Annotated in this window: 22 protein-coding genes and 1 riboswitch; of the genes, 8 read left to right on the forward strand and 14 right to left on the reverse strand. The window is 67.5% G+C overall.

Annotated features, from left to right (window positions below; all coding sequences use genetic code 11):
- Nucleotide 1: 1 nt before the first annotated feature.
- The 8 genes from hemB to hemE form a co-directional block, all read right to left on the reverse strand.
- Nucleotides 2-982: a porphobilinogen synthase gene (hemB, locus tag NIBR502772_RS16995; RefSeq protein ID WP_141141068.1), complete on the reverse strand. Its 981-nt coding sequence runs from the start codon at nt 980-982 to the stop codon at nt 2-4.
- Nucleotides 979-1,854 carry a uroporphyrinogen-III synthase gene (locus NIBR502772_RS17000; RefSeq protein ID WP_141141069.1) on the reverse strand — a complete coding sequence of 292 codons (876 nt, stop codon included), beginning with the start codon at nt 1,852-1,854 and terminating at the stop codon, nt 979-981. Before NIBR502772_RS17000 ends, hemB begins: the two co-directional genes overlap by 4 nt.
- Complete coding sequence (gene hemC / locus NIBR502772_RS17005; RefSeq protein WP_141141070.1) at nt 1,841-2,824, reverse strand: hydroxymethylbilane synthase; 984 nt, start codon at nt 2,822-2,824, stop codon at nt 1,841-1,843. Before hemC ends, NIBR502772_RS17000 begins: the two co-directional genes overlap by 14 nt.
- A complete protein-coding gene (locus tag NIBR502772_RS17010; RefSeq protein ID WP_141141071.1) occupies nt 2,821-4,086 on the reverse strand; it encodes a ferrochelatase in 1,266 nt (421 codons plus the stop codon). The genes hemC and NIBR502772_RS17010 overlap by 4 nt, the downstream gene beginning before the upstream one ends.
- Nucleotides 4,083-4,784: a hydrogen peroxide-dependent heme synthase gene (gene hemQ / locus NIBR502772_RS17015; RefSeq protein WP_141141072.1), complete on the reverse strand. Its 702-nt coding sequence runs from the start codon at nt 4,782-4,784 to the stop codon at nt 4,083-4,085. The genes NIBR502772_RS17010 and hemQ overlap by 4 nt, the downstream gene beginning before the upstream one ends.
- A gap of 120 nt (nt 4,785-4,904) precedes the next feature.
- Nucleotides 4,905-5,687: a hypothetical protein gene (locus NIBR502772_RS22475; protein ID WP_168223563.1), complete on the reverse strand. Its 783-nt coding sequence runs from the start codon at nt 5,685-5,687 to the stop codon at nt 4,905-4,907.
- Nucleotides 5,688-5,788: 101 nt separating this feature from the next.
- Nucleotides 5,789-7,231 (reverse strand): protoporphyrinogen oxidase, encoded by a 1,443-nt coding sequence (hemG, locus tag NIBR502772_RS17030; RefSeq protein WP_141141074.1) that lies wholly within the window; start codon nt 7,229-7,231, stop codon nt 5,789-5,791.
- Between the two features lie 4 nt (nt 7,232-7,235).
- A complete protein-coding gene (hemE, locus tag NIBR502772_RS17035) occupies nt 7,236-8,354 on the reverse strand; it encodes a uroporphyrinogen decarboxylase (RefSeq protein ID WP_141141075.1) in 1,119 nt (372 codons plus the stop codon).
- Nucleotides 8,355-8,512: 158 nt separating this feature from the next.
- Here hemE and NIBR502772_RS17040 point away from each other — a divergent pair, with 158 nt between their 5' ends.
- Nucleotides 8,513-9,826 carry a glutamyl-tRNA reductase gene (locus tag NIBR502772_RS17040; RefSeq protein WP_141141076.1) on the forward strand — a complete coding sequence of 438 codons (1,314 nt, stop codon included), beginning with the start codon at nt 8,513-8,515 and terminating at the stop codon, nt 9,824-9,826.
- Nucleotides 9,827-9,899: 73 nt separating this feature from the next.
- Here NIBR502772_RS17040 and moeB read toward each other — a convergent pair whose 3' ends face one another.
- Nucleotides 9,900-11,099 (reverse strand): molybdopterin-synthase adenylyltransferase MoeB, encoded by a 1,200-nt coding sequence (gene moeB / locus NIBR502772_RS17045; RefSeq protein WP_141141077.1) that lies wholly within the window; start codon nt 11,097-11,099, stop codon nt 9,900-9,902.
- 84 nt (nt 11,100-11,183) lie between these two features.
- Between moeB and NIBR502772_RS17050 the strand changes: the two genes are divergently transcribed.
- Genes NIBR502772_RS17050 through NIBR502772_RS17060 form a run of 3 tightly spaced genes read left to right on the forward strand, consistent with a single transcriptional unit; the run spans nt 11,184 to nt 12,482 of the window.
- Complete coding sequence (locus tag NIBR502772_RS17050) at nt 11,184-11,849, forward strand: TetR/AcrR family transcriptional regulator (protein ID WP_056343929.1); 666 nt, start codon at nt 11,184-11,186, stop codon at nt 11,847-11,849.
- 50 nt (nt 11,850-11,899) lie between these two features.
- Nucleotides 11,900-12,124: a DUF3107 domain-containing protein gene (locus NIBR502772_RS17055; RefSeq protein ID WP_141141078.1), complete on the forward strand. Its 225-nt coding sequence runs from the start codon at nt 11,900-11,902 to the stop codon at nt 12,122-12,124.
- Between the two features lie 55 nt (nt 12,125-12,179).
- Nucleotides 12,180-12,482 (forward strand): hypothetical protein, encoded by a 303-nt coding sequence (locus NIBR502772_RS17060; RefSeq protein WP_104062155.1) that lies wholly within the window; start codon nt 12,180-12,182, stop codon nt 12,480-12,482.
- Nucleotides 12,483-12,558: 76 nt separating this feature from the next.
- Here the strand turns inward: NIBR502772_RS17060 and NIBR502772_RS17065 are convergent, their stop codons facing one another.
- The 4 genes from NIBR502772_RS17065 to thiO form a co-directional block, all read right to left on the reverse strand.
- The gene (locus tag NIBR502772_RS17065) at nt 12,559-12,885 is read right to left on the reverse strand and encodes a 4a-hydroxytetrahydrobiopterin dehydratase (RefSeq protein ID WP_141141079.1); all 327 of its coding nucleotides are present in this window, start codon (nt 12,883-12,885) and stop codon (nt 12,559-12,561) included.
- 72 nt (nt 12,886-12,957) lie between these two features.
- Nucleotides 12,958-13,773, reverse strand: a complete 816-nt coding sequence (locus tag NIBR502772_RS17070; RefSeq protein ID WP_141141080.1) for a thiazole synthase — start codon at nt 13,771-13,773, stop codon at nt 12,958-12,960.
- A gap of 4 nt (nt 13,774-13,777) precedes the next feature.
- The gene (gene thiS / locus NIBR502772_RS17075) at nt 13,778-14,014 is read right to left on the reverse strand and encodes a sulfur carrier protein ThiS (RefSeq protein ID WP_104062152.1); all 237 of its coding nucleotides are present in this window, start codon (nt 14,012-14,014) and stop codon (nt 13,778-13,780) included.
- Complete coding sequence (gene thiO, locus NIBR502772_RS17080) at nt 14,011-15,357, reverse strand: glycine oxidase ThiO (RefSeq protein WP_141141081.1); 1,347 nt, start codon at nt 15,355-15,357, stop codon at nt 14,011-14,013. The genes thiS and thiO overlap by 4 nt, the downstream gene beginning before the upstream one ends.
- Nucleotides 15,348-15,468: riboswitch (TPP riboswitch) on the reverse strand. Its footprint overlaps the gene before it by 10 nt.
- Before the next feature lie 27 nt (nt 15,469-15,495).
- On the opposite strand from thiO, the gene thiE reads away from it, so the two are divergent.
- The 4 genes from thiE to NIBR502772_RS17100 all read left to right on the forward strand — a co-directional run bounded on the left by thiE (nt 15,496) and on the right by NIBR502772_RS17100 (nt 20,705).
- Nucleotides 15,496-16,272 (forward strand): thiamine phosphate synthase, encoded by a 777-nt coding sequence (gene thiE / locus NIBR502772_RS17085; RefSeq protein WP_141141082.1) that lies wholly within the window; start codon nt 15,496-15,498, stop codon nt 16,270-16,272.
- 64 nt (nt 16,273-16,336) lie between these two features.
- Nucleotides 16,337-17,836: an RNB domain-containing ribonuclease gene (locus NIBR502772_RS17090; RefSeq protein WP_141141083.1), complete on the forward strand. Its 1,500-nt coding sequence runs from the start codon at nt 16,337-16,339 to the stop codon at nt 17,834-17,836.
- 293 nt (nt 17,837-18,129) lie between these two features.
- Complete coding sequence (locus NIBR502772_RS17095; RefSeq protein WP_141141084.1) at nt 18,130-19,824, forward strand: DEAD/DEAH box helicase; 1,695 nt, start codon at nt 18,130-18,132, stop codon at nt 19,822-19,824.
- 8 nt (nt 19,825-19,832) lie between these two features.
- Nucleotides 19,833-20,705, forward strand: coding sequence for a site-specific DNA-methyltransferase (locus NIBR502772_RS17100; RefSeq protein ID WP_104062147.1), 873 nt, complete (start codon nt 19,833-19,835; stop codon nt 20,703-20,705).
- On the opposite strand, the gene NIBR502772_RS17105 is transcribed toward NIBR502772_RS17100, so the two are convergent.
- Nucleotides 20,706-21,554 (reverse strand): PHP domain-containing protein, encoded by an 849-nt coding sequence (locus NIBR502772_RS17105; protein ID WP_141141085.1) that lies wholly within the window; start codon nt 21,552-21,554, stop codon nt 20,706-20,708.
- Nucleotides 21,555-21,563 lie beyond the last annotated feature (9 nt).

Here is a 21,563-nt window from a genome sequence, read left to right on the forward strand (position 1 = left end):
GTCAGGATTCCTTGAGCCAGCCCGCTACTTCGGAGGCCCAGTAAGTCAGCACGGTGTTGGCGCCGGCCCGCTTGATGCCGAGGATGGATTCCGTGATGGCACCCCGCCGGTCGATCCAGCCATTGGCGGCGGCGGCCTCGATCATCGCGTATTCCCCCGAGATCTGGTAGGCCGAGACGGGCACGGGACTCATGGCGGCGACGTCGGCCAGGATATCCAGGTAGCTCATGGCCGGCTTCACCATCACCATGTCTGCGCCTTCCTCAAGATCCAGCTCCACTTCAAGGAGGGCTTCGCGGCGGTTGGCGGCGTCCATCTGGTAGGTGCGGCGGTCGCCCTTGAGCTGCGAATCCACGGCCTCCCGGAAGGGACCGTAGAAGGCGGAGGCGTACTTGGCCGCGTAGGCCAGGATGACGGTGTTTTTGTGGCCGGATTCCTCAAGGGCCTGGCGGATAACCCCGATCTGGCCATCCATCATGCCGGAGGGCCCCAGCACATGGGCGCCGGCGTCAGCCTGGGCCACTGCCATCTGGCCATAGATCTCGAGCGTGGCGTCGTTGTCCACGTAGCCGTCGGCATCCAGGACGCCGCAGTGGCCGTGGTCGGTGAATTCGTCCAGGCAGACATCGCCCATGATGACCAGGTCGTCGCCCACCTCGGCGCGGACGTCGCGGATGGCCTTGTTGAGCACGCCGTCCGGGTCCAGGGAGGCGGTGCCGCGGGCATCGCGCACGGCGGGCACGCCAAAGAGCATAATGCCGCCGACGCCCAGTTCCACGGCTTCCGCTGCGGCGCGCTTGAGCGAATCGGTGGTGTGCTGGACGACGCCGGGCATGGAGGTGATGGGCGACGGTTCGCTGAGGCCTTCGCGGATGAACGCCGGCAGGATCAGGTCCGCCGGAGCCAGGCGGTATTCGGCGGTGAGCCGGCGCATGGCGGGTGTGGTGCGGAGGCGGCGCGGACGGTGGTTCGGAAAGCTCATCGGGTGTTCCCTTCGTTGGCAAATACGGTGCCCAGCGCGGCCACTATGCCGTCCGGGGTGGGGACTTGGGCGGTGGCGGCCACCGGGATGCCGAGGGCGGCAGCTTCCGCCGCCGTCGGGCGTCCGATGGCGATGAAACGGCAGCGGCCCAGCGGCAGGAGGGTCGCTGCAATGCGCCGCGCGGCGCTTGGCGACGCGGCCACGACGGCGTCGAGCGTCCCGGCGTCGAGCTCCCTGCGGGTCTGCGACTGGCTGAGCTCACGGGGAGCGACAGCGTGGGAGATTCCGACGGCGGACGGCAGTTCCGCCTCCAGGCGGAGTTCTTGCCGGGCCGGGTAGTCCACGGTGTGGTAGGCCACAACTGCGGTGACGTCGGCGCCCTTGGCTGCCAGGCCATCGCGCAGTTCAGGGGCCGCGATGTCGGCCTGTGGCAGCAGCACGCGCGCCGGCGCGGCGGTCCACAGTTCCACGAGCCCTTCGGCGGACTGGATATCCACCGGGGCCAGCGCAACAGGAATGCCCGCGGCCTCGAGGATCCGCCGGGAGGACGGTCCGATGGTGGCCACCCGCGTTCCCGCCGGCACCAGTGCGGCCGGCGTGGTGCCGCGCTCAATGGCCTTTTCCACGAGCACACGCACCGTGGTGATGCTGCTGACCACCAGCCAGTCGAAGCCCCCGGCCACCAGATCATCCAGCGCGGCATCGAGGGCCGGCTGGTCCGCGGCCCGTTCAAAGTCGATGAGCGGCAAGAGCAACGGTTCGGCCCCCAGGCCGCCGAGCAGCGCGGCCAGCGGCCCGGCACGGTCGGCGCTCCGGGTGATCAGGACGCGCCGGCCACCCAGAGCGCCCGCCAGGTCATCAGGAGGCGGCAAGGTCCGCGATCTCCGCGGCGCCGGCAGCCAGCAGGAGCTCGGCCACCTCGATGCCGAGCAGCGTGGCACCAACCTCGGTGAGACCGTCGGTTGCCTTCTTTTCGCGCACAGTCTTGGTGCCGTCCACGGCGCACACCGCCGCCTCGAGGTACAGCATGCTGCCCTTGCGGTACGCGAAGGCACCCACGGGGGCGGCGCAGCCGGCCTCGAGGCGGGCCAGCACGGCACGCTCGGCGGTCACGGCGAGGCGGGTGTCCTCATCGTTGAGCGCGGCCAGGGCCTGCGCCAAAACGCCCTGCGACCCCTCGGCGGAACCTGCCTTGCGCGGGGCGTCAGCCGTCCGGCATTCGATGGCCAGCGAACCCTGTCCGGGCGCCGGCAGCATCACGTCCATCTCGAAAAATTCGCTGACGGCGTCCAGGCGGCCGATGCGTTCCAGGCCTGCGGCGGCCAATACGACGGCGTCCAGGTCACCCGGCGCGCCGGCGGCGTTTCCGGGCAGGCCGGGCACGCGGCCCAGGCGGGTATCCACATTGCCGCGGATGTCCTGCACTTCCAGGTCAGGGCGGGCGGCACGCAACTGGGCAGCTCGGCGCGGAGAGCCGGTGCCCACCTTGGCGCCCTGCGGCAGATCAGCCAGCTTTAGGCCGTCGCGGGCGCACAGGACGTCCCGCACGTCCGCACGCTTGGGCGTTGCGGCGATGGTGAGGCCCGGCGCGGCGCCCGTGGGAAGGTCCTTGAGCGAGTGCACAGCGACATCGCAGGTGTCCTGCAGGAGGGCATCGCGCAGGGCGGCGACAAACACCCCGGTGCCGCCCATCTGGGACAGGGACCCTGTCCTGACGTCGCCCTCGGTGGTGATGTGCACCAGCTCCACGGGGAAGCCTCCGACGGCGGCCAGCTGGTCCGCCGTCTGCTGGGTCTGGGTCAGGGCGAGCTTGCTGGCCCTGGTTCCGATCCGTACGGTCACGGGGTTCCTTCTCTCCCGGGAGCGCCCGCAGGTGCGGCCGGGTATGCGTCGTGTCCGGTGCCGACCGTGGTGTCGGCTCCGGCGATGGTGGGCTTTTCGCCGCGGAAGTTCGCGCAGCATCCCGGCCGGCAGACGTCGTACCAGGGGCCCAGTCCCGTCACGGCGGGCCGGTCACTGATGTTGTTGGCGAGCGTCCGTTCGGAGATGAGGTCCACCAGGCCGTTCACAAACTTCCGGTGGGTGCCCGGGGTAGGGACACGCGTGGCAGCCAGGCCGAGGTTGCGGCAGGTTTCCAGGGCTTCGGTGTCCAGGTCCCAGACAACTTCCATGTGGTCGCTGACGAAGCCCAGCGGGACGATGACGATGCCTTTGATGCCCTCGCCAGCCAGGTCGGCAATGGCATCGTTGATGTCCGGTTCCAGCCAGGGCACGTGCGGCGCGCCCGAGCGGGACTGGTAGACGAGCGACCAGGGTGCGGTCAGGCCTGACTCGGCCTGCACGCGGCTGATGACTGCGGCGCCGGTGGCCAGGTGCTGGGCCACGTAGGCGGAACCTTCGTCGAACTCGCGCGGTTCGTCCGCGGACCGTCCGGCGGCCTCGGCATCCCGGGTGGGGATGGAGTGGGTGGCAAAAAGGATGTGCACGGGGGCATCCGGTGTTCCGGCGGCCGCAAGCTGCGCCCGCACATCCGCCAGCCCGGCTGCGGTGCCTTCAATGAAGGGCTCCACAAAGCCGGGGTGGTCGAAGTACTGGCGGACCTTGTCCACCTCAAGCCGGCCGTCCAGTCCTGTCTCCGTCAGGGCGATGCCGATGTCCTCGCGGTACTGGCGGCAGCTGGAGTAACAGGAGTAGGCACTCGTGGTGACCATCAACAGTTTCCGGTGGCCGGCGTCGTACGCGTCCTGCAGGGTCTGCGGAATGTAGGGGTCCCAGTTGCGGTTGCCCCACAGCACGGGAAGCTCAATGCCGCGGGCGCTGAGCTCCGCTTCCAGGGCTGCCTTGAGCTCGCGGTTCTGCTGGTTGATGGGGCTGACGCCGCCGTTGGCCCGGTAGTGGTGGGAAACCTCTTCGAGCCGCTCGTCCGGGATGCCGCGGCCGCGGGTGACATTGCGCAGGAACGGGATAACGTCATCCTGGCCCTCGGGCCCGCCAAAGGCGGCCAGCAGGACGCCGTCATAGTTTTTGGGCGCCATCCGGCCGGCTTCGGTGACCTGGTTGATTCCGGTGAGCACGGCGCCCGCCGCAGGATCGGGCTGGGTCATGCGAGGACCTCAGCGACCTCGGCTGCGGTGATGCGGCGGCCGGTGTAGAACGGGATTTCCTCCCGTACGTGGTTGCGTGCTTCGGTGGCGCGGAGGCGGCGCATGAGGTCCACGAGGTCCACCAGTTCGGGGGCTTCCAGTCCCAGGATCCATTCCCAGTCGCCCAGGGCGAAGGAGGATACCGTGTTAGAGATGACCTGCGGGAACTCCCGGCCCAGCATGCCGTGGTCGCGCAGCATCTTGCCGCGTTCTTCCTCGGGCAGGATGTACCACTCATAGGAGCGCACGAACGGGTAGACGCAGAGCCATTCGGCCGGGGCCACACCGCGTGAGTAAGCGGGGGTGTGGTTCTTGGCGAACTCGGCTTCCCGGTGCACGCCCATGGCGGACCAGACAATCTCGGTTCCGGCGAAAAGCGTGCTGCGGCGGATGTCGCGGATGGCCTGCTGCAGCGCTTCGGGCTTCGGGCCGTGGAGCCACACCATGACGTCGGCGTCGGCGCGCATCGCGGAGACGTCGTAGCTGCCGCGGTGCGTGACGCCGGCCTCGGCCAGGCGGACCAACAGGGCATCGAAATCGGCGGCAGCATCAGCGCTGCGCACCAGTTCCTCGGACCGCTTGAAAACAGTCCAGAGAGTGAAGAACTGCTCGGCTGATTCTTCGGTTTTAGTGACAGATTCGGCAGAAGTGTGGCTCATGGTTACCAGTTTGCCCCTTCCCTACCGCCAAGTCGAAACCAGCGACTTCTACAAGACGTAGAAGTGCTCAATGTCACACGTTCGGCGAAGCATGGGTTGTGAGCCAAACCGGCACTAAGGTCAGATCTGGCGGATCCGGGCAAAAAGGAGGCCAGCGGCTCCGGCGGACCCCACCAGTCCCACACCAAGCCAGACCTTCGCGGGTTCGGCGGCCGCGGCTGCTGCCGTGGCGGACGCCATGTTGTCCCGGCTGGCAGGCGCGTTTCCGTGGCGCCCCGGTCCCGAAACAGGCGTGGCGTTGGTGCTGTGGGTGTCCGTGGGCTGGTCAACAGCAGGATCGGCTTCCTGTCCGGCATCCTGCGTCACGTCGGCGGGGGCACCGGGCTGGCCGTTCGGCTGCGTGCCTGCCGCTGAACCTGCGGCATCCGGGGACGTGCTGAGCGGCGCCGGAGCGCTCGACGGCGGGACGGCACCTTGGGGAGCCGTGCCCTGCGGAGTGGTGCCCTGCGGCGCTGGGCTGGCAGATGTCGACGGAGCGGACGACGTCGGCGCAGTTGACGTCGGCGCGGTTGACGTGGGGGCCGTGGACGTGGGGGCCGGAGACGGTGTGACCGTCGGAGTGGAAGATCCTGAGGGGGCGGGAGTCGGTTCGGGTGAGGCTGTGGAACGTCCACCGGAACCGCCCAAGAGGCCGCTCAGCAGGCCATCGACCCCGGCGAGGTCCGAGTCGGCAGCAACCGCGGCGGACTCTGTGGGTTCGGCGCTGCCGTCAGCCGCCTGGGATGCCGGAACGCCGGCGGACAGGACCAGTACCGCTCCGACGGCAGCCGCTGCAGCGCCACGCCGGAGTCCCCCATGGATACTGGTCCGGGAAAGGGAAGATTCGGACCTGTAAATAACCATAGTTATCGACCCTAGCCACATGAGGGGGTGGATTGAAAACCGGAAACTGCACCCCGGAGTGGTCCTTTCCAGGCCCATATTCCACTGAACAGGAGCGATGGTCAGCTGAGCAGGCTTCGAATTTCTTTTCGGGTATCGGCCACCACGGCGGCGAGTCCGTTGCCGGCCACCCATCCGCCCACAATGCCGAGGCCGGCCTCTGCCGCGCAGAGCTTCCTTACCTCGGCCACCCGGGCTTTGTGTCCCACGGCCGCGAACGGCAGGGCCCCTTGCCACCTGACAACATCCCAACCGACGACGTCCGTCCCCTGCACCGGGACGTCCAGCAGCGCCGAAGCGTCGCGCAAGGCAGCAGCCAGTAATTCCGCGTCGAGGGCAGGGGCGGAGCCGCCGGTTTCAGGGGTCGCGGGTTCCGCGGCTTCCAGGCGGCCGTAGGAGAGCCTCAGCACGTGGGTCCCGGGACCTGCCGCAGCGGCCAGCCAATCCCACTTCGCGGTGGCATGCGTGAGGGCTTTTGCCTGGATACCTGGCGTCTGGGGGGCTACCAGGATCCCGGTGCCCCGCGGCCTGCGGTCCAGTTCGGGCAGGTCCACTACTACGGTGACGAGCCGGACATCCGGACCGCTTTCGGGGCTCCTGCCGGCGAGGGCGGGCACGGCCGCCTGAAGCAGCCCCACTGCGGCCGGGCCGGGCAGCGCCACCACCAGCAGGCCGCCGTCGTACGCTGCGTCACCGGCGGTGACGCGCCACCCGTCCGGCGTCCGTTCGACGGCGTCCGCGGCTGTTCCACTCATCAGGGTGACACCGCGGCCGCGGAGATCGCTGAGCAGGGCCGAAACCAGGGTGTGCATCCCGCCGTCGAGGCCGGCGACGGCGGAACCCGCCTTCGCGACGGACGGCTGGGCGGAGCCGCGCCGCTGGGCGGCCACCGCGGCCGCGAGGGAACCGTGCTCTCGGATTCCGGCCCGGAGGCCGGGTGCCACCATGTCCACGTCCAGGAGACCGGGGTCCGCGGAGTGCACGCCGCCAACCACCGGGGCCACGAGGCGCTCCAACACGCGGCGGCCCATCCGGGCCCGCACCAGCGCCGCGACGCTGGTGACGTCCGCCGACGCACCGAGTGAAGCCGGCAGGTACTTATCAAAGGACGCCCGCAGGGAGCCCACAAACCCCAACGACCGCCTGACCTCCGGGTCCCAGGGGTTGGCGGGGATTCCCAGGACTCCGGTCTTGGGCAGTTCGCGCGGGCCGTCCGGAAGCTGCACCCAGGCCCCGCCCGGGCGGGGCGCCACAACCTTGCTACCAAGTCCAAGTTCATCCGCAAGGTCAGCCACGGCTGAGGAGCGTGTGGCGAAGGACTCTGCCCCGCTGTCCAGGGTGAGGCCGGCCACCACGTGGCTGCCCACGCAGCCGCCCCAGGATGCTGTGGCTTCCAGAACGGTGACGGTGCGTCCGGCAGCTGCCAGCTCGCGTGCGGCCAGCAGGCCGGAGATGCCGCCGCCCAGGACGACGGCGGTCTGGGCCGGTGTCACGGAACTGCCCACGGTCCTACTCCGGGGAAATGGAGTGGATGAGTTCTACAACACGGGTCAGGACCGTGGGGTCGGTTTCCGGCGGCACCCCGTGTCCAAGGTTGAGCACATGGCCGGGCGCAGAAGCGCCGGCCGCAATGACCGCACGGACATGGGCCTCCAGCACGTCCCACGGCGCGGACAGCAGCGCGGGGTCGATGTTGCCCTGCAGCGGCACCGTTCCGCCCAGGCGCCGGTTGGCCTCATCCAGCGGAAGGCGGTAATCCACGCCCACTACGTCCACGCCGACGTCGCGCATGGCAACTAGCAGTTCGGAGGTTCCTGTACCAAAGTGGATCAGCGGCGCGCCGAGGTGGCGGACATGGTCCAGCGCCCGGGCCGAGGCCGGTGCCACGAACTTGGTGTAGTCGGCCAGGCCCAGCGACCCTGCCCAGGAATCAAACAGCTGCCCGGCCGAGGCGCCGGCTTCCAGCTGGGCGCGGAGGAACATCCCCGAGGCGTCGGCGGCCCAGTTGGCCAGCGCCGTCCATGCTTCCGGGTCCGCGTGCATCATGGTGCGCGGGCCCAGGTGGTCACGGGAGGGTTTGCCCTCCACCATGTAGGCGGCGAGGGTGAACGGGGCACCGGCAAAGCCGATCAGCGGGGTTTTGCCCAACTCGGCGACGGTCAGCCGCACGGCTTCGCGAATCGGTTCCAGCGCTTCCCAGGTCAGCTGGGGCAGGGCGGCAACGTCTGCAGCCGTGCGCACCGGTTTGTCCAGCACGGGGCCCACGCCCGGCACAATGTCCACGCCGACGCCGGCGAGCTTGAGCGGAATGACGATGTCGGAGAAGAAAATGGCAGCGTCCACGTCATGGCGCCGGACGGGCTGCAGCGTGATTTCGGCTGCGAGCTCGGGCCGCAGGCAGGAATCCAGCATGGCCACGCCTTCGCGCACCTTCAGGTATTCCGGCAGGGAGCGCCCGGCCTGCCGCATGAACCACACCGGCCGCCGCGACGGCTTGCCGCCACGGTAAGCGGTGATGAGCGGCGAATCTGCGGTTCGGCCGTCCATCAGCGGATGGCCGGCAGCAAGGGCGCCGTCGTTAGACGGGACACTAGACGCGGCATTGGACACGGCGGAGCTGGAAGTCATGCCTTTGATTGTGCCCAAAATCGGCCCTAAAAGATAACGACAGCCTGTCACGGAGAGCCGCCCCGGCCGCGCCGTGGCAGGAAATGCGGCCCTCCACAGCCCGTGGCTGTTTGCCGGGTTGTTCTACCGGGCCACGAAAAAGCTATGATTGGTCTGCTGTGGTTCTTTTTTCATTGGTGGCTACACACGCCGACATCGACCTTGAGACCGTTGCTCAACTGAGCAACGGTGCCTCCGGTATCGCAACATCCGCACTCTCCGGATCGCCGGCAGTGACGGGTGCGATTGTGCTTGCCACCTGCAACCGCTACGAAATCTACGGCGAAGCGCCCCACGCTGACGATGTTGAGGCCGCACGTGCGGCTCTCGTGTCCGAGATCAGCGGACTCAGCGGACTCAACGAACAGCTCGTGTCCCGCTCCTTCAGCACACGCACCGGCCCCGAAGTCAGCCAGCACCTGTTCGCCGTGAGCGCCGGACTGGACTCCGCCGTCGTGGGTGAACGTGAAATTGCCGGCCAGGTCCGCCGCGCACTCATCACTGCCCAGCACGAGGGCACGGCCAGCTCCGGCCTGGTCCGCCTCTTCCAGGCCGCCTCCAAGACGGCCAAGGATGTCGGAGCACAGACCGCCCTCGGTTCCCGGGGCCTGTCCATCGTTTCAGTGGCACTGGATCTGGCCACCGATCTTTCCGAAAGCCCCGACTGGTCAGCGAAGAAAGTGGTGGTGTTCGGCACCGGAGCCTACGCCGGCGCCACCATGGCTCTGCTCCGCGAACGGGGCTGCACCGACATCTCCGTGTTCTCCTCGTCGGGACGCGCCGAAGCGTTCGTCGCCACGCGCGGCGGAACAGCGCTGGACAGCGAATCCCTGCCGGTAGCCGTAGCTGCAGCCGACGTTATGATCGGCTGCAGCGGCTCCGACACCCGGGTCGAAGCCGGCGAACTCGCCGAGATCCGCGCGGACTCGCCCCAGCCGCTGATCGCGATCGACCTCGCCCTCACCCATGATTTTGACCCGGAAGTCGGCCAGCTCGACGGCGTTGAGCTGCTCACGCTCGAATCCGTGCGTTTGGCGGCACCCCAGGAACAGGCCGAGTCCCTCACCCAGGCCAGCGGCATTGTGTCCGGCGCGGCCCAGGCCTTCGAACAGGAACGGGAAGCCCGCTCAGTGGATTCCGCCATCGTGGCGCTCCGCCGGCACACCATGAACGTCCTGGATGCGGAAATGGAACGCGTCCGTGCCCGCCACGGCTGCACCGCCGCCGCCGAGGAAGTGGAGTTCGCCCTCCGCCGGATGGTCAAGCAGCTGCTGCACGTGCCCACTGTCCGTGCCCGTGAGCTCGCCGCCAACGGCCAGCAGGACGACTACGTGTCCGCGCTCGAAACCCTCTACGGCATCACCGTGGAGCAGCCGGCCACCGCAGCGCAGGCGGAGTGCCCCGTGGACCACCGGGGCCTCGAAACCGCCTGACCCGCCCCCGTTGCTCTATCAGTTTTGGCTCTCAACCGAGAGATTTGGCGACCAAAAGTGATAGGGCAACCGGTCAGTAGACCGGCTTCTGCGGTTCCACGTCGCGCACCCAGGCCAGGATTCCGCCGTCGAGATGGCTGACCCGCTGGTAGCCTGCCTTCCGCGCAGCCTCCAGAACGTTGGCTGACCGCGTGCCCGCCTTGCAGTGGAACACAATGTCCTTGTCCTGCGGAAGTTCCGCCCAGGCCTCCCCCGCAAGGATCCTGCCCTGCGGGATCAGCACCGAGCCGTCGATTCTCACGATGTCGTGTTCGCCGGTTTCCCTGACGTCCACCAGCTCGAAGTCCTTCAGGCCTGCCTTCCGGGACGCCAGCATGGTGGCCAGCTGGGTTGCCGTCACTGTGTGCTCCGTGTCGGCGAAGGCGGCGGGGGTGATGCCGCAGAAGGCTTCGTAGTCCGTCAGTTCCGTAATGGGCTCGGCCGCCGGGTCCTTGGACACCCGGATCTCGCGCCAGCTGCCGCCCAGCGCATCAAACAGTGCCACCCTGCCCAGGAGTGAACGTCCGACGCCGGTGATCAGCTTCACTGCCTCGGTCACCATAAGTGAACCCACAGCCGCACAGAGCATGCCGAAGACGCCGCCCTCGCCGCAGGAGGGCACGGATCCGGCGGGCGGGGCCTCGGGGTATAGGTCCCGGTAGGTGGGTCCGTGCTTTTCCCAGAACACGCTGACCTGGCCGTCGAAACGGAAGATCGATCCCCACACATAGGGCTTGCCGAGGATGGCGGCGACGTCGTTGACCAGGTAGCGGGTGGCGAAGTTGTCCGCCCCGTCCAGGATCAGATCGTAGTCCGCGAACAGCTCCAGTGCATTGGAGGCATCCAGCCGGACGTTGTGCAGCCGAACGTCCACCAGCGGGTTCAGGGCCGCGATGGCGTCCCGCGCGGATTCGATCTTGGGCCGTCCTACGTCGGCGACGCCGTGGATCACCTGGCGTTGCAGGTTGCTGAGGTCAACGGAGTCGTCGTCGATGATTCCCAAGGTCCCCACGCCCGCTGCCGCCAAGTAGAGCAGGGCGGGCGAGCCCAGTCCCCCGGCACCGATAACAAGTACCCTGGCGTTCTTCAGCCGCCGCTGCCCCACCGCTCCGATTTCGGGAATGATGAGGTGCCTCGAGTAGCGTTCCACCTCGGCCGGCGTCAGTTCGCCGGCGGGCTCCACCAGCGGTTTAAGCGAGACAGAGGAATCATTTGCGGTCAAAGTCGAAGCCATACTTCAATGTATGCCCCGAGATGCCGCCCGGTCATATTACCGCGCAGTATTGTGTAGGTAACGGCAAGCGAAAGTAGGGCAACTGTGGTCCATGAAGCACGGGCTGACCGGGCGTCCGGCGGCGAACCGGCAGCACCTCAACGGACCGCGGGCCAGAGGTCCGCCCGGCTTCCCCGGGATGAGCGCCGGGCGCAGCTCCTCGCTGCGGCGCAGGAGGTTTTCGTCGCCAACGGCTACCATGGCGCCGCCATGGATGAAATCGCCGAAACGGCCCATGTCAGCAAACCGGTGCTGTACCAGCACTTCCCGTCCAAACGTGAGCTGTATCTTGCCCTGCTGGACAGCCATCTCGCGTCGCTGACGGACCTGATGCTTGGTGCGTTGAGCTCCACTACCGACAATGACGAACGTGTCCAGGCGGTGATGCGCGCCTACTACCGCTTCATCGCCAGCGACGACCAAGCCCACCGCCTGGTCTTCGAATCGGACCTCATTAACGATCCCGATGTCAGTTCACGCCTCGAGACATTCAACAAGACGTTCGCGGACGCTGTTGCCCGCGTGATTGCCGAGGACACCAAGCTGCCCCACCTGGAGGCGCAGCTTCTGGGCCGTGGCCTGGCCGGAATGGCCCAGGTCAGCGCGCGTTACTGGCTGGAAACGGACGGGAACCTGGACCTCGATGTGGCCAGCGACCTCATTTACCGTTTAGCTTGGCGCGGAATCTCTCGCTTCCCCAAAGAGTCCTAGACTACAAATAAGAGAACCCAAGAAACTTTGATTGGCTGGGAGGCCCCCTTTTGGAAATTAAGATCGGCATTCAGAACATTGGCCGCGAAATCGTATTGGAATCGGCTCAGGATGCTGACGCTGTAGCTACGGTCGTTGAAGAAGCCATCACCAAGGGCAGCGAACTCCGCCTCAAGGACGACAAGGGACGCATCATCATCGTTCCCGGCAACGCCCTGGGCTACGTGGAAATCGGCGCCGAAGAGGCACGCAAGGTCGGTTTCGGCCAGTTCTAGCACGTCCGCGGCCAGCCCCCTATGGCGGCTGGCCGCTGCTTTCCGAGGAGATTCCATGCTTTCGCTGACCATCGTTGTCCTGGTCACTGCGGCCGCAGGCTTTGTTGTCTGGGCCAATGACAAGCGCCATACGCGGTACGGCACAGGGTTGCCCGCAGGGGTTGCCGTGGTGGTGGGCGCGGTCAGCTGGATCATTTTCATCGCGGCAGGTTTTGGCTACCAGCCGGGCCTGACGTGGATTCCCTGGGTCCTGCCCATGGCGCTCGGCACCGTCGCTGCCATCGGGACGGTCATCTACCTGGGCCGGACGCGCGAAAGCCACGATACGCGGCGGCTGACGCAGGCGCTCAAGCTTTAGGCCGCACCTTTTTCCTTAAGAACCCGTGACCACCACCCCAGCAGGGTGCGTGGTCACGGTCCTTTAACCCGGCGGCTTAACCCACGGGCTGGGCTGTGGCGCCGAGCCGAACGGCAGCAGCACTCACGGCCGCGGCAGCAGCGGCATCCCGCTCAGTGACCTCGCCTCCGGCGTCATGGGACGTGTAGCGCAGATGCACCCTGTTGTAGCGCCAGTCAAGGTCCGGGTGGTGGTTCTGTTCTTCCGCCAGGCGTCCGACGGCGGCAATCAGCTCCAGTGCGGCGGCCGCCGTCGGCGTCTTATAGACAGCAACGAGCCCGCCCTGCCGGTACTGCCAGTCGGGCAGCGTGGCGAGGACGGCCTCGATCCGCTCGCGTGTGAGTGTGTCGTGTTTGCCGGCCATGGCGGCCTCCTCGGCTCGAACGGTGAGCCGCCCCGGCGTTTGGCCGAGGGCGCCGGGCCTGGAGAAAGCGGCCTAGAGAAACTCTGCCCGGCCTTCCATGGCCGATGACGCCAGGGCGTGCTCGCGGCGCGGAATCCTGCCGGCCGCTTTCGCCAGCCTACCGGCGATGACGGCGTGTTTGAAGGCCTCCCCCATGAGTGCCGGGTTCTGCGCCCGCGTGACCGCGGTGGCCAGCAGCACGGCGTCACAGCCAAGCTCCATGGCCAGGGCGGCGTCGGACGCCGTTCCGATGCCGGCGTCCAGCACCACGGGCACCGAGGCGCGCGAGACGATCAGCTCGATGTTGTGTGGATTCAGGATTCCCAGGCCGGTGCCGATGGGCGCTCCGAGGGGCATGACCGCGGTGGCACCCAGGTTTTCCAGCCGCAGCGCCAGGACCGGGTCATCGTTGGTGTAGGCGAACACTTTGAAGCCCCGGTTCACAAGCTGTTCCGTGGCGTCCACCAGCTCCACGGCGTCCGGCAGCAGGGTCTGTTCGTCGGCGATGACTTCCAGCTTGAGCCAGTCGGTTTCCAGCGCTTCGCGGGCCAGCTCCGCCGTCATGACCGCCTCCCGGGCGGTGAAGCAGCCTGCGGTGTTGGGCAGGATCCGGATCCCGTGGTCCACCAGGAGCTGGAAAAGGGACCCCGATTCAGCCGGCGAATAGCGGCGCATGGCCACTGTGGTCAGCTCGGTTCCAGAGGCCAGCAGGGCGGCGCCGAGCCCGTCGAGGCTGGGGGCGCCACCGGTGCCCATGATGAGGCGGGAGCCGAGCTCGACGCCGTCGATCACCAGCCTGTCGGCGGCCTCTGGCAGGTTCTGTGTGCTGATGTTGCTGGTTACTGTCATGGTGTCAGCCTCCCTGGACTGCTGTGACCAGTTCGACGTCGTCACCTTCGGCGAGCGCCGTGACGAACCACTGGCTGCGGGGTACTACTTCGGAGTTATGGGCGACGGCGACGCCGAGTTTCTGCCCGTCTGTTGACTGGCCGTTGGCCGCGAGGGGACGGCCAGTGATCTGGCTGATGAGGGTGGTGATGGAGGCGTCGTCCGCCACGGAATGGCGCGAGCCGTTGAGGGTGATGTTCATGCTGATTCCTTCTGTGGGTCGAGGGCCTTCGTGCTGCTGATGTCCTTGCGTGGGGCTTGTATGCCGGCTACGTGGTGCGTTCCTGAAAAGCGGGCCGGGCTGAGGGCCTCCCATCGCGGGTCCGTCCGGCCATCCAGCAGGTCCCGGCAGATGGCCGCCGCCGCCGGGGCCAGGAGCACTCCGTGGCGGAAGAATCCGGTGGCAACTATCAGCCCGGCAATGTCCGCTGTGTTCCCCGTCCTTGGTGCGGAAGACGGTACGCGGCCGAGGAGAGGGGCGTTGTCCGGGGTCGCAGGCCTTGCCCGTGCCGTGCATTCCAGGAGTTCAAGCTCCGAGACGGCCGGCACCAAAACCTGGGCGTCCCGCAGCAACTGGTAGACGCCGCCCGCCGAGACAGCGGCGTCGCCCGTCCCGGCGAGCGCGTCTTCCCGCTGCGTAGCCCCGATCACCACCGTGCCGTCCTGCCGGGGAACGATGTAGACCGGCACACCATGGACCATTCCGCGGACCGTGGAGGTGAGGAGCGGGCGCAGGTGCTGCGGAACAGCCAGCCGCAGGATGTCACCGTAGACGGGCCGCAGGGGCAGGTGCAGTCCAACCGGCAGGCCCTCCAGCGACCCCGCCTGCAATCCGTTGGCCACGATGGTCTCCCTGGCTTGGACAGTCCCGCCGTGGGCGAGCCTCACGCCGATGACGCGGCCGTCCTCCCAGAGCAGGGCAGCGGCACGCTGGTCAACGGCGAATCCCGCGCGGGCACCTGCCACGGCGGTTCCTGCTTCCGGTTCGTGGAGGGCCAGGACTTCCTGGAGGCACGCCACGAGTTTCCGTGGATCCACCTGGTGGTCGGCGGGGATGTCCAGGGCGCAGGATATGGCCGGACTGAGCAGGGAATCCCTGGTCCTGGCCTCACGGACAGTCAGGGGTTCCACCACCAGGCCGCTGGCCTGCTGCACGGCCCGCAGGTCCATCAGCGCCCGGCGGTCCGCAGCGTCCGCGCCGATGGCGAGGGTCGGCGTCGTCAGATATCCGGTATCGCCAGCCCCGGCCAGGGCGAGGTCCGCCGCAAAGGCAGGCCACAGGCCCGAGGATGCCAGCATCAGCTCAAGGAGGTCTTCCTCCTGGTAGTGCAGTTCGCTCACAGGGGCCAGCATGCCGGCGGCTGCCCAGCTGGCGCCGTTGCCGGGCGCTTCATCGATCAGCACGACGGAACGGCCGGATCGCCGGACTTCCCAGGCTATGGCGTGGCCGATGACTCCGCCGCCGATGACGGCCACGTCGGCGTGCAGGGCGGTGGCCGGGCTGGCTGGTGCGGGCTCACGTGGGCTGCTTATCGCGGGGGGCATATGTTCCTTCCCTACGCCGGTACTAGCCGGATCAGGTCAAGCGGTCGGCTCTGACGCCCTCTCAGCCCGGCCGCTTTGTGACGGCTGCATCGGGCTCCCGCAGTACCCGCCCAGTTTAGGGGACTTAGGCTGGTTTCCATGAACGCGCAATCCTTCGCCGCTGCAGGCACGCCCTCCGCCCCCTCCGCCGCTCCCGAATCCTTGACCGGAACAGACTCCGCCGGCGGCACAAACACCGGCCTCCCGCACAGCGCCAGGCTGTACCTGTGCACCGACGCGCGCCGGGACCGCGGGGACTTTGGCGAGTTTGTGGACGCGGCGTTTGCCGGCGGCGTGGACATCATCCAGCTCCGGGACAAGGCCATCGAGGCAGCCGAGGAGTTGGAGCTGCTGGCCGTGCTTCAGGCCGCGGCCGAACGCCACGGAAAGCTGTGGGCAGTCAATGACCGTGCCGATATCGCGTTGCTCTCCGGCGCCCCCGTCTTCCACATCGGGCAGAAGGATCTGCCGGTCGCTTCCGCCCGCACGCTGCTCGGGGCACCAGCCGTGATCGGCCTTTCCACGCACAGCGCCGAGCAGATCGAAGGGGCCATCCGGCTGTCCGGTGGGCTGACTGACCAAGGCGGCCTGGACTACTTCTGCGTAGGACCGGTCTGGGCCACTCCGACGAAACCGGGCCGGGCCGCCGTCGGCCTTGACCTGGTGCGGTACGCGGCCGAAGCCGTCCGCGCTGCCGGTGGCACCCAGGCCACGCTGCCCTGGTTTGCTATCGGAGGCATCGATCTCGGCAACGTGGAGCAGGTGGTGGAGGCCGGCGCCGGCAGGATTGTTGTGGTGCGTGCCATCACCGAAGCCTCGGACCCCGCAGCGGCGGCCGTGGCACTCCTGGCGGCCCTGGACGCCGGCGCATCCTGACAATCCCCCGCGTGGCGGGCGGCGGGCGTGCACGATCCGTGGAAATCGAGCTAACCTGATTTTCGTGTCACATCATAGGTTGGCCCCCAATGTCCACGAGCAAACGAACGACCTCGCGGCGGCGCTGAGCGCCCTGCGGACCGAGCTGGAACTGCCGGGGCCCTACCCGGCGGAGGCGGTCCGGGACGCGGAAGCGGCAGTGGCCGCGCACGAGTTGCCGGGTGCTGACCTGACGGATGTGGCCTTCCTCACTATCGATCCGGCGTCGTCCACTGACCTGGACCAGGCGCTGTTCATCGAGCGTGCGGCCGCTGGCTACCGGGTGCTTTACGCCATCGCTGACGTGCCGTCCTTTGTCCGCCCCGGCGGCGGACTGGACGCCGAGACCCGGCGCCGCGGCCAGACGTTCTACGCCCCTGACGGCCGTATCCCGCTGCACCCGGAAGTCATCAGCGAAGGGGCAGGCAGCCTTCTGGCCGGCCAGCTGTGTTCCGCCTACGTCTGGGAGTTCGGGCTGGACGACGCCGCGCAGGTCTCCACTGTGAGCGTCCAGAGGGCCACCATCCGCAGCCGGGCCAAGCTGAGCTACAAGGGAGTCCAGGCCGAATTCGACGCCGGGACGGCCGGCCCTGTCCTGCAGCTCCTGAAGGAAGTGGGCCTCAAGCGCGTTGAACTGGAGCGGCAGCGCGGCGGCGCCAGCCTGAACATGCCCGAGCAGGAAATCGTGCAGCTGCCCGACGGCGGCTACCGGATTGCCGCGGCGCCGCAGCTTCCGGTGGAGGACTGGAACGCCCAGATCTCCCTGATGACGGGGATGGCGGCGGCAGACCTGATGCTGGCGGGAGAAGTGGGCATCCTGCGCACCATGCCCGCCCCGGACGAGCGCTCCCTGCGTCACTTCCGCATCCAGACTGAGGCATTGGGCAAGCCGTGGGACGGCAAGATCAGCTACGGCGAATACCTCCGCAGCCTTGACCCGACCGAGCCCCGGCAACTGGCCATCCTGCACTCAGCCGGCATGCTGTTCCGCGGCGCCAGCTACACGGCGTTCGACGGCACAGTCCCGAAAGAGGCCATCCAGTCCGCCATCGGCGCTGCCTATGCCCACACTACGGCACCGCTCCGGCGTCTGATCGACCGTTTTGTCCTGGTGATCTGCGAAGCCCTGAGCAACGGCAAGCCGGTACCGGACTGGGCGCGGGAAGCCCTGCCGTCCCTGCCGGAGATCATGGCCGGATCCGACCAGCTGGCATCTCGGATGGAACGCATGGCGCTGGACACCGTGGAGGCCGCGCTCCTGGTCAACCATGTGGGCCAGGAATTCGATGCGATCGTGATTTCCGGCTCCAAGCCGCAGAAGGACAACGGCAACGGGAAAAGCGGGAACGGCACCAGGAACGGAGCCGCAAAAAATGGAAACGGCCCCTCGGGGATCATCCAGATCGCCGAACCCGCCGTGACGGCCCGGTGCGGCGGTGACCTGGAATCCGGCACCAAGGTGCGGGTCCGCCTGATCTCTTCCGACATCGCTGCCCGCGAGGTCCACTTCGAGCTGCTGGCCTAAAGGTTTTGCGCGCCGCCTGATCGGCCCAAAGCCGGGATTCAGGGTCCGTACGGCTAGACTGAAGAAGTAGATATGGATGCCCGGTCGTTGATTTCCTTGATTTTGAATTCAACAAGCCCGCCCCTACGCGATCTTGAGATGCACCCGTTGGTCACCAGTGCCAGCATTTTGATAGCCCGCGATCGGCTTCCACTGGATTTGCTTGCGCGCTTCGAGCGTGCTCCGGAACGGCCACGTTGGCCGGCCCGTTGAGCAGGCAGCGCCAATGCCCAAATGAATAAGGAAACTCCCCTGTGAGTGAATTGCATACCCACCAGATCCTGACTGACGACTCCGGCATCGAGACGATCGAACCCGAAGAAACCATCATCTCGGACGAGAAGCCGCACGAGATCGAGGAGAAATCCTTCGCTGACTACAACGTCCGCGCCGACATCGTGGAGTCCCTCGCCGACGCCGGGATCACCCACCCCTTCCCCATCCAGGCCATGACCCTGCCGGTGGCGCTTTCGGGCCACGACATCATCGGGCAGGCCAAGACCGGCACCGGCAAGACCCTCGGCTTCGGCATTCCCGCGCTGCAGCGCGTGGTGGGTCCGGACGACGCCGGCTACGACAGGCTCGCCGTTCCGGGTGCACCGCAGGCCCTGGTCATCGTGCCCACCCGCGAGCTGGCCGTCCAGGTGGCCAATGATCTCCAGAACGCTTCCCGCAAGCGGAACGCCCGCATCACCACCATCTACGGCGGCCGTGCCTACGAGCCCCAGGTGGAGGCCCTGCAGAACGGCGTCGAGGTAGTTGTCGGTACTCCCGGCCGCCTCATCGACCTCTACAAGCAGAAGCACCTGGTCCTGAAGAACGTCAAGATGGTCATCCTCGACGAGGCCGACGAAATGCTGGACCTCGGCTTCCTGCCGGACGTGGAAACCCTCATCGCCGGTACCCCCGCAGTCCGCCAGACCCTGCTGTTCTCTGCCACCATGCCCGGCCCGGTCATCGCCATGGCCCGCCGCTACATGACGCAGCCCACCCACATCCGGGCCGCTGATCCGGACGACGAGGGCCTCACCAAGCGCGACATCCGCCAGCTCATCTACCGTGCCCACAGCATGGACAAGATCGAGGTCGTTGCCCGCATCCTGCAGGCACGCGGCCGCGGCCGGACCATCATCTTCACCAAAACCAAGCGCACCGCCGCGAAGGTTGCCGAGGAGCTCGTGGACCGCGGCTTCGCCGCCGCCGCCATCCACGGTGACCTGGGCCAGGGCGCCCGTGAGCAGGCGCTCCGCGCCTTCCGCAACAACAAGGTGGACGTCCTGGTGGCCACCGACGTCGCCGCCCGCGGCATCGACGTTGACGACGTCACGCACGTCATCAACTACCAGTGCGTTGAAGATGAAAAGATCTACCTGCACAGGGTGGGCCGCACCGGCCGCGCGGGCAACAAGGGCACAGCAGTGACGTTCGTCGACTGGGACGACATGCCGCGCTGGGGCCTGATCAACAAGGCGCTGGGACTCAGCGTCCCGGAGCCCGTGGAAACGTACTCCTCCTCGCCGCACCTGTACGAAGAGCTGGACATCCCGGAAGGCACCAAGGGCCGCCTCCCCCGCAACAAGCGTGTGCTGGCCGGCGTCGACGCCGAGGTCCTCGAGGACCTGGGCGAGACCGGCAAGAAGAACACCCGTCCCAGCGGTGGCCGTGACAGCGGGCGCGACAGCAGCCGCGACGCCGGCCGCTCCGGTGCTCGCGACAGCAGCAGCCGCCGCACCAGCGAGCCCGGCGGACGCTCCGGCGACCGCCGTCGTCGTACCTCTGATGCGGCGACCGCCGGCACCAGCCCCGCCCCCGAACCGGCTGCTGCGGCTCCGGCCGAAGGCGAAGTGGACCCCCGTGCCCGCCGCAGCCGGACCCGCACCCGCCGCCGCAACGGCGAAGTGGTGGCCGGTGCCGACAACGGCCCGCAGCAGCGCAGCACCGAGGCATAACAGCCTCGATGACTGACACCGTCTGGGCGCCGGACGGCAGCAACCTGGTGGTTCACGCGGACAACGCGGAGTTCCTCCCCTCGCTGCCGGACGGCGCCTTCACCTTGATATACGTTGACCCGCCGTTCAACACCGGCAGGGTCCAGAAGCGCCAGGAAACCCGGATGGTGCTGAACACCGACGGTGACGGCGACCGCGTGGGCTTCAAGGGGCGTTCCTACGACACCATCAAGGGCGCCCTGCACCGGTACGATGACGCATTCAGTGACTACTGGTCATTCCTGGAACCCCGGCTCGTGGAGGCCTGGCGGCTTCTGGCTGACGACGGCACGCTGTACCTCCACCTGGATTACCGGGAGGTCCATTACGCCAAGGTGATGCTTGACGCGATCTTCGGCCGGGAATGCTTCCTCAACGAGATCATCTGGGCCTACGACTACGGTGCCCGCGCCAAGTACCGCTGGCCCACCAAGCACGACAACATCCTCGTGTACGTCAAGAACCCGGCGAAATACCACTTCGACAACGCCGAGGTGGACCGCGAGCCGTACATGGCGCCGGGCCTGGTGACACCGGCGAAGCGGGAGCTCGGGAAGCTGCCCACCGACGTCTGGTGGCACACCATCGTCTCCCCCACAGGCAAGGAAAAAACCGGCTACCCCACGCAGAAGCCCGAGGGCCTCATCCGCCGTGTGGTGTCGGCGTCAAGCCGACCCGGTGACTGGTGCCTGGACTTCTTCGCCGGTTCCGGAACCCTGGGCGCCGTGGCGGCCAAACTGGACCGGAAGTTCGTGTGTGTGGACCAGAACCAGCCGGCCATCGATGTGATGGCCAAGCGGTTGGGTGCCAAGGCAACCTTTACGTCGTTCCCGCCCAACTGATCACGCACGCACCACAGCGGTTCCCCTGCCAAGTTCCTCGATCCGCGCCAACACGTCCGCGGTGGTCAGGTTTTCTCCCAGCAGGTTCGGTTTGCCCGCTCCGTGGTAATCCGACGAGCCGGTGATCAGCAGCCCGTGCTTGGCTGCCAGGCCCCTGAGGAATTCCCGCCCCTCCTCGGGGTTGTCGCGGTGGTCGATCTCCAGGCCGACCAGGCCGGCGTCGATCATGTCGAGGTAGGTGCGCTCCCCCACGATCCGGCCCCGGCCGGACGCCACAGGATGCGCGAACACGGGAACACCACCAGCGGCACGGACCAGTTCGACGGCGGTGGCGGGGTCGGGTGCGTAGTGCTGGACAAAGTAGCGCGAATGGGACGTCAGGATGGACGTGAACGCCTCGGAGCGGTCTGCCACCACACCGGCCGCCACCAGGGCATCAGCAATATGCGGGCGCCCCATGGTCGCCCCGGGAGCCACATGGTGGATGACGTCGTCCCACGTCAGCGGGTAGTCTTCGGCCAGCAGGGTCACCATGCGTTCGGCCCGAGTGAGGCGCGCGTCCTTGGCCTTGGTGATCTCTTCAAGCAGCCCAGGGTGGGCGGGATCGTGCAGGTAACTCAGCAGATGCACACTGATGCCTTGCGCGGTCCGGCAGGAGACCTCCATGCCGGGGACCAGGGCCACCCCGTTTTCCAGCGCCGCAAGGGATGCTTCGGCCCAGCCGTCCGTGGAGTCGTGATCGGTCAGCGCCACCACGTCCAGGCCCGCCCGGGCAGCCGAAGCCATCACGTCGGCGGGGGTTTCGGTGCCGTCCGAAACGTTCGAGTGGGCATGCAGGTCAATCCTCACTTGCCCAGC

This window comes from Pseudarthrobacter sp. NIBRBAC000502772, from assembly GCF_006517235.1.
Lineage (GTDB): Bacteria > Actinomycetota > Actinomycetes > Actinomycetales > Micrococcaceae > Arthrobacter.

What these genes read in the sequence shown, in the direction of transcription:
- hemB (WP_141141068.1), bottom strand. Translation starts at nt 982, where the DNA reads ATGAGCTTTCCGAACCACCGTCCGCGCCGCCTCCGCACCACACCCGCC.
- NIBR502772_RS17010 (WP_141141071.1), bottom strand. Translation starts at nt 4,086, where the DNA reads ATGACCCAGCCCGATCCTGCGGCGGGCGCCGTGCTCACCGGAATCAAC.
- hemQ (WP_141141072.1), bottom strand. Translation starts at nt 4,784, where the DNA reads ATGAGCCACACTTCTGCCGAATCTGTCACTAAAACCGAAGAATCAGCC.
- NIBR502772_RS22475 (WP_168223563.1), bottom strand. Translation starts at nt 5,687, where the DNA reads ATGGTTATTTACAGGTCCGAATCTTCCCTTTCCCGGACCAGTATCCAT.
- hemE (WP_141141075.1), bottom strand. Translation starts at nt 8,354, where the DNA reads ATGACTTCCAGCTCCGCCGTGTCCAATGCCGCGTCTAGTGTCCCGTCT.
- moeB (WP_141141077.1), bottom strand. Translation starts at nt 11,099, where the DNA reads ATGGCTTCGACTTTGACCGCAAATGATTCCTCTGTCTCGCTTAAACCG.
- NIBR502772_RS17060 (WP_104062155.1), top strand. Translation starts at nt 12,180, where the DNA reads ATGCTTTCGCTGACCATCGTTGTCCTGGTCACTGCGGCCGCAGGCTTT.
- NIBR502772_RS17065 (WP_141141079.1), bottom strand. Translation starts at nt 12,885, where the DNA reads ATGGCCGGCAAACACGACACACTCACACGCGAGCGGATCGAGGCCGTC.
- NIBR502772_RS17070 (WP_141141080.1), bottom strand. Translation starts at nt 13,773, where the DNA reads ATGACAGTAACCAGCAACATCAGCACACAGAACCTGCCAGAGGCCGCC.
- thiS (WP_104062152.1), bottom strand. Translation starts at nt 14,014, where the DNA reads ATGAACATCACCCTCAACGGCTCGCGCCATTCCGTGGCGGACGACGCC.
- thiO (WP_141141081.1), bottom strand. Translation starts at nt 15,357, where the DNA reads ATGCCCCCCGCGATAAGCAGCCCACGTGAGCCCGCACCAGCCAGCCCG.
- thiE (WP_141141082.1), top strand. Translation starts at nt 15,496, where the DNA reads ATGAACGCGCAATCCTTCGCCGCTGCAGGCACGCCCTCCGCCCCCTCC.
- NIBR502772_RS17100 (WP_104062147.1), top strand. Translation starts at nt 19,833, where the DNA reads ATGACTGACACCGTCTGGGCGCCGGACGGCAGCAACCTGGTGGTTCAC.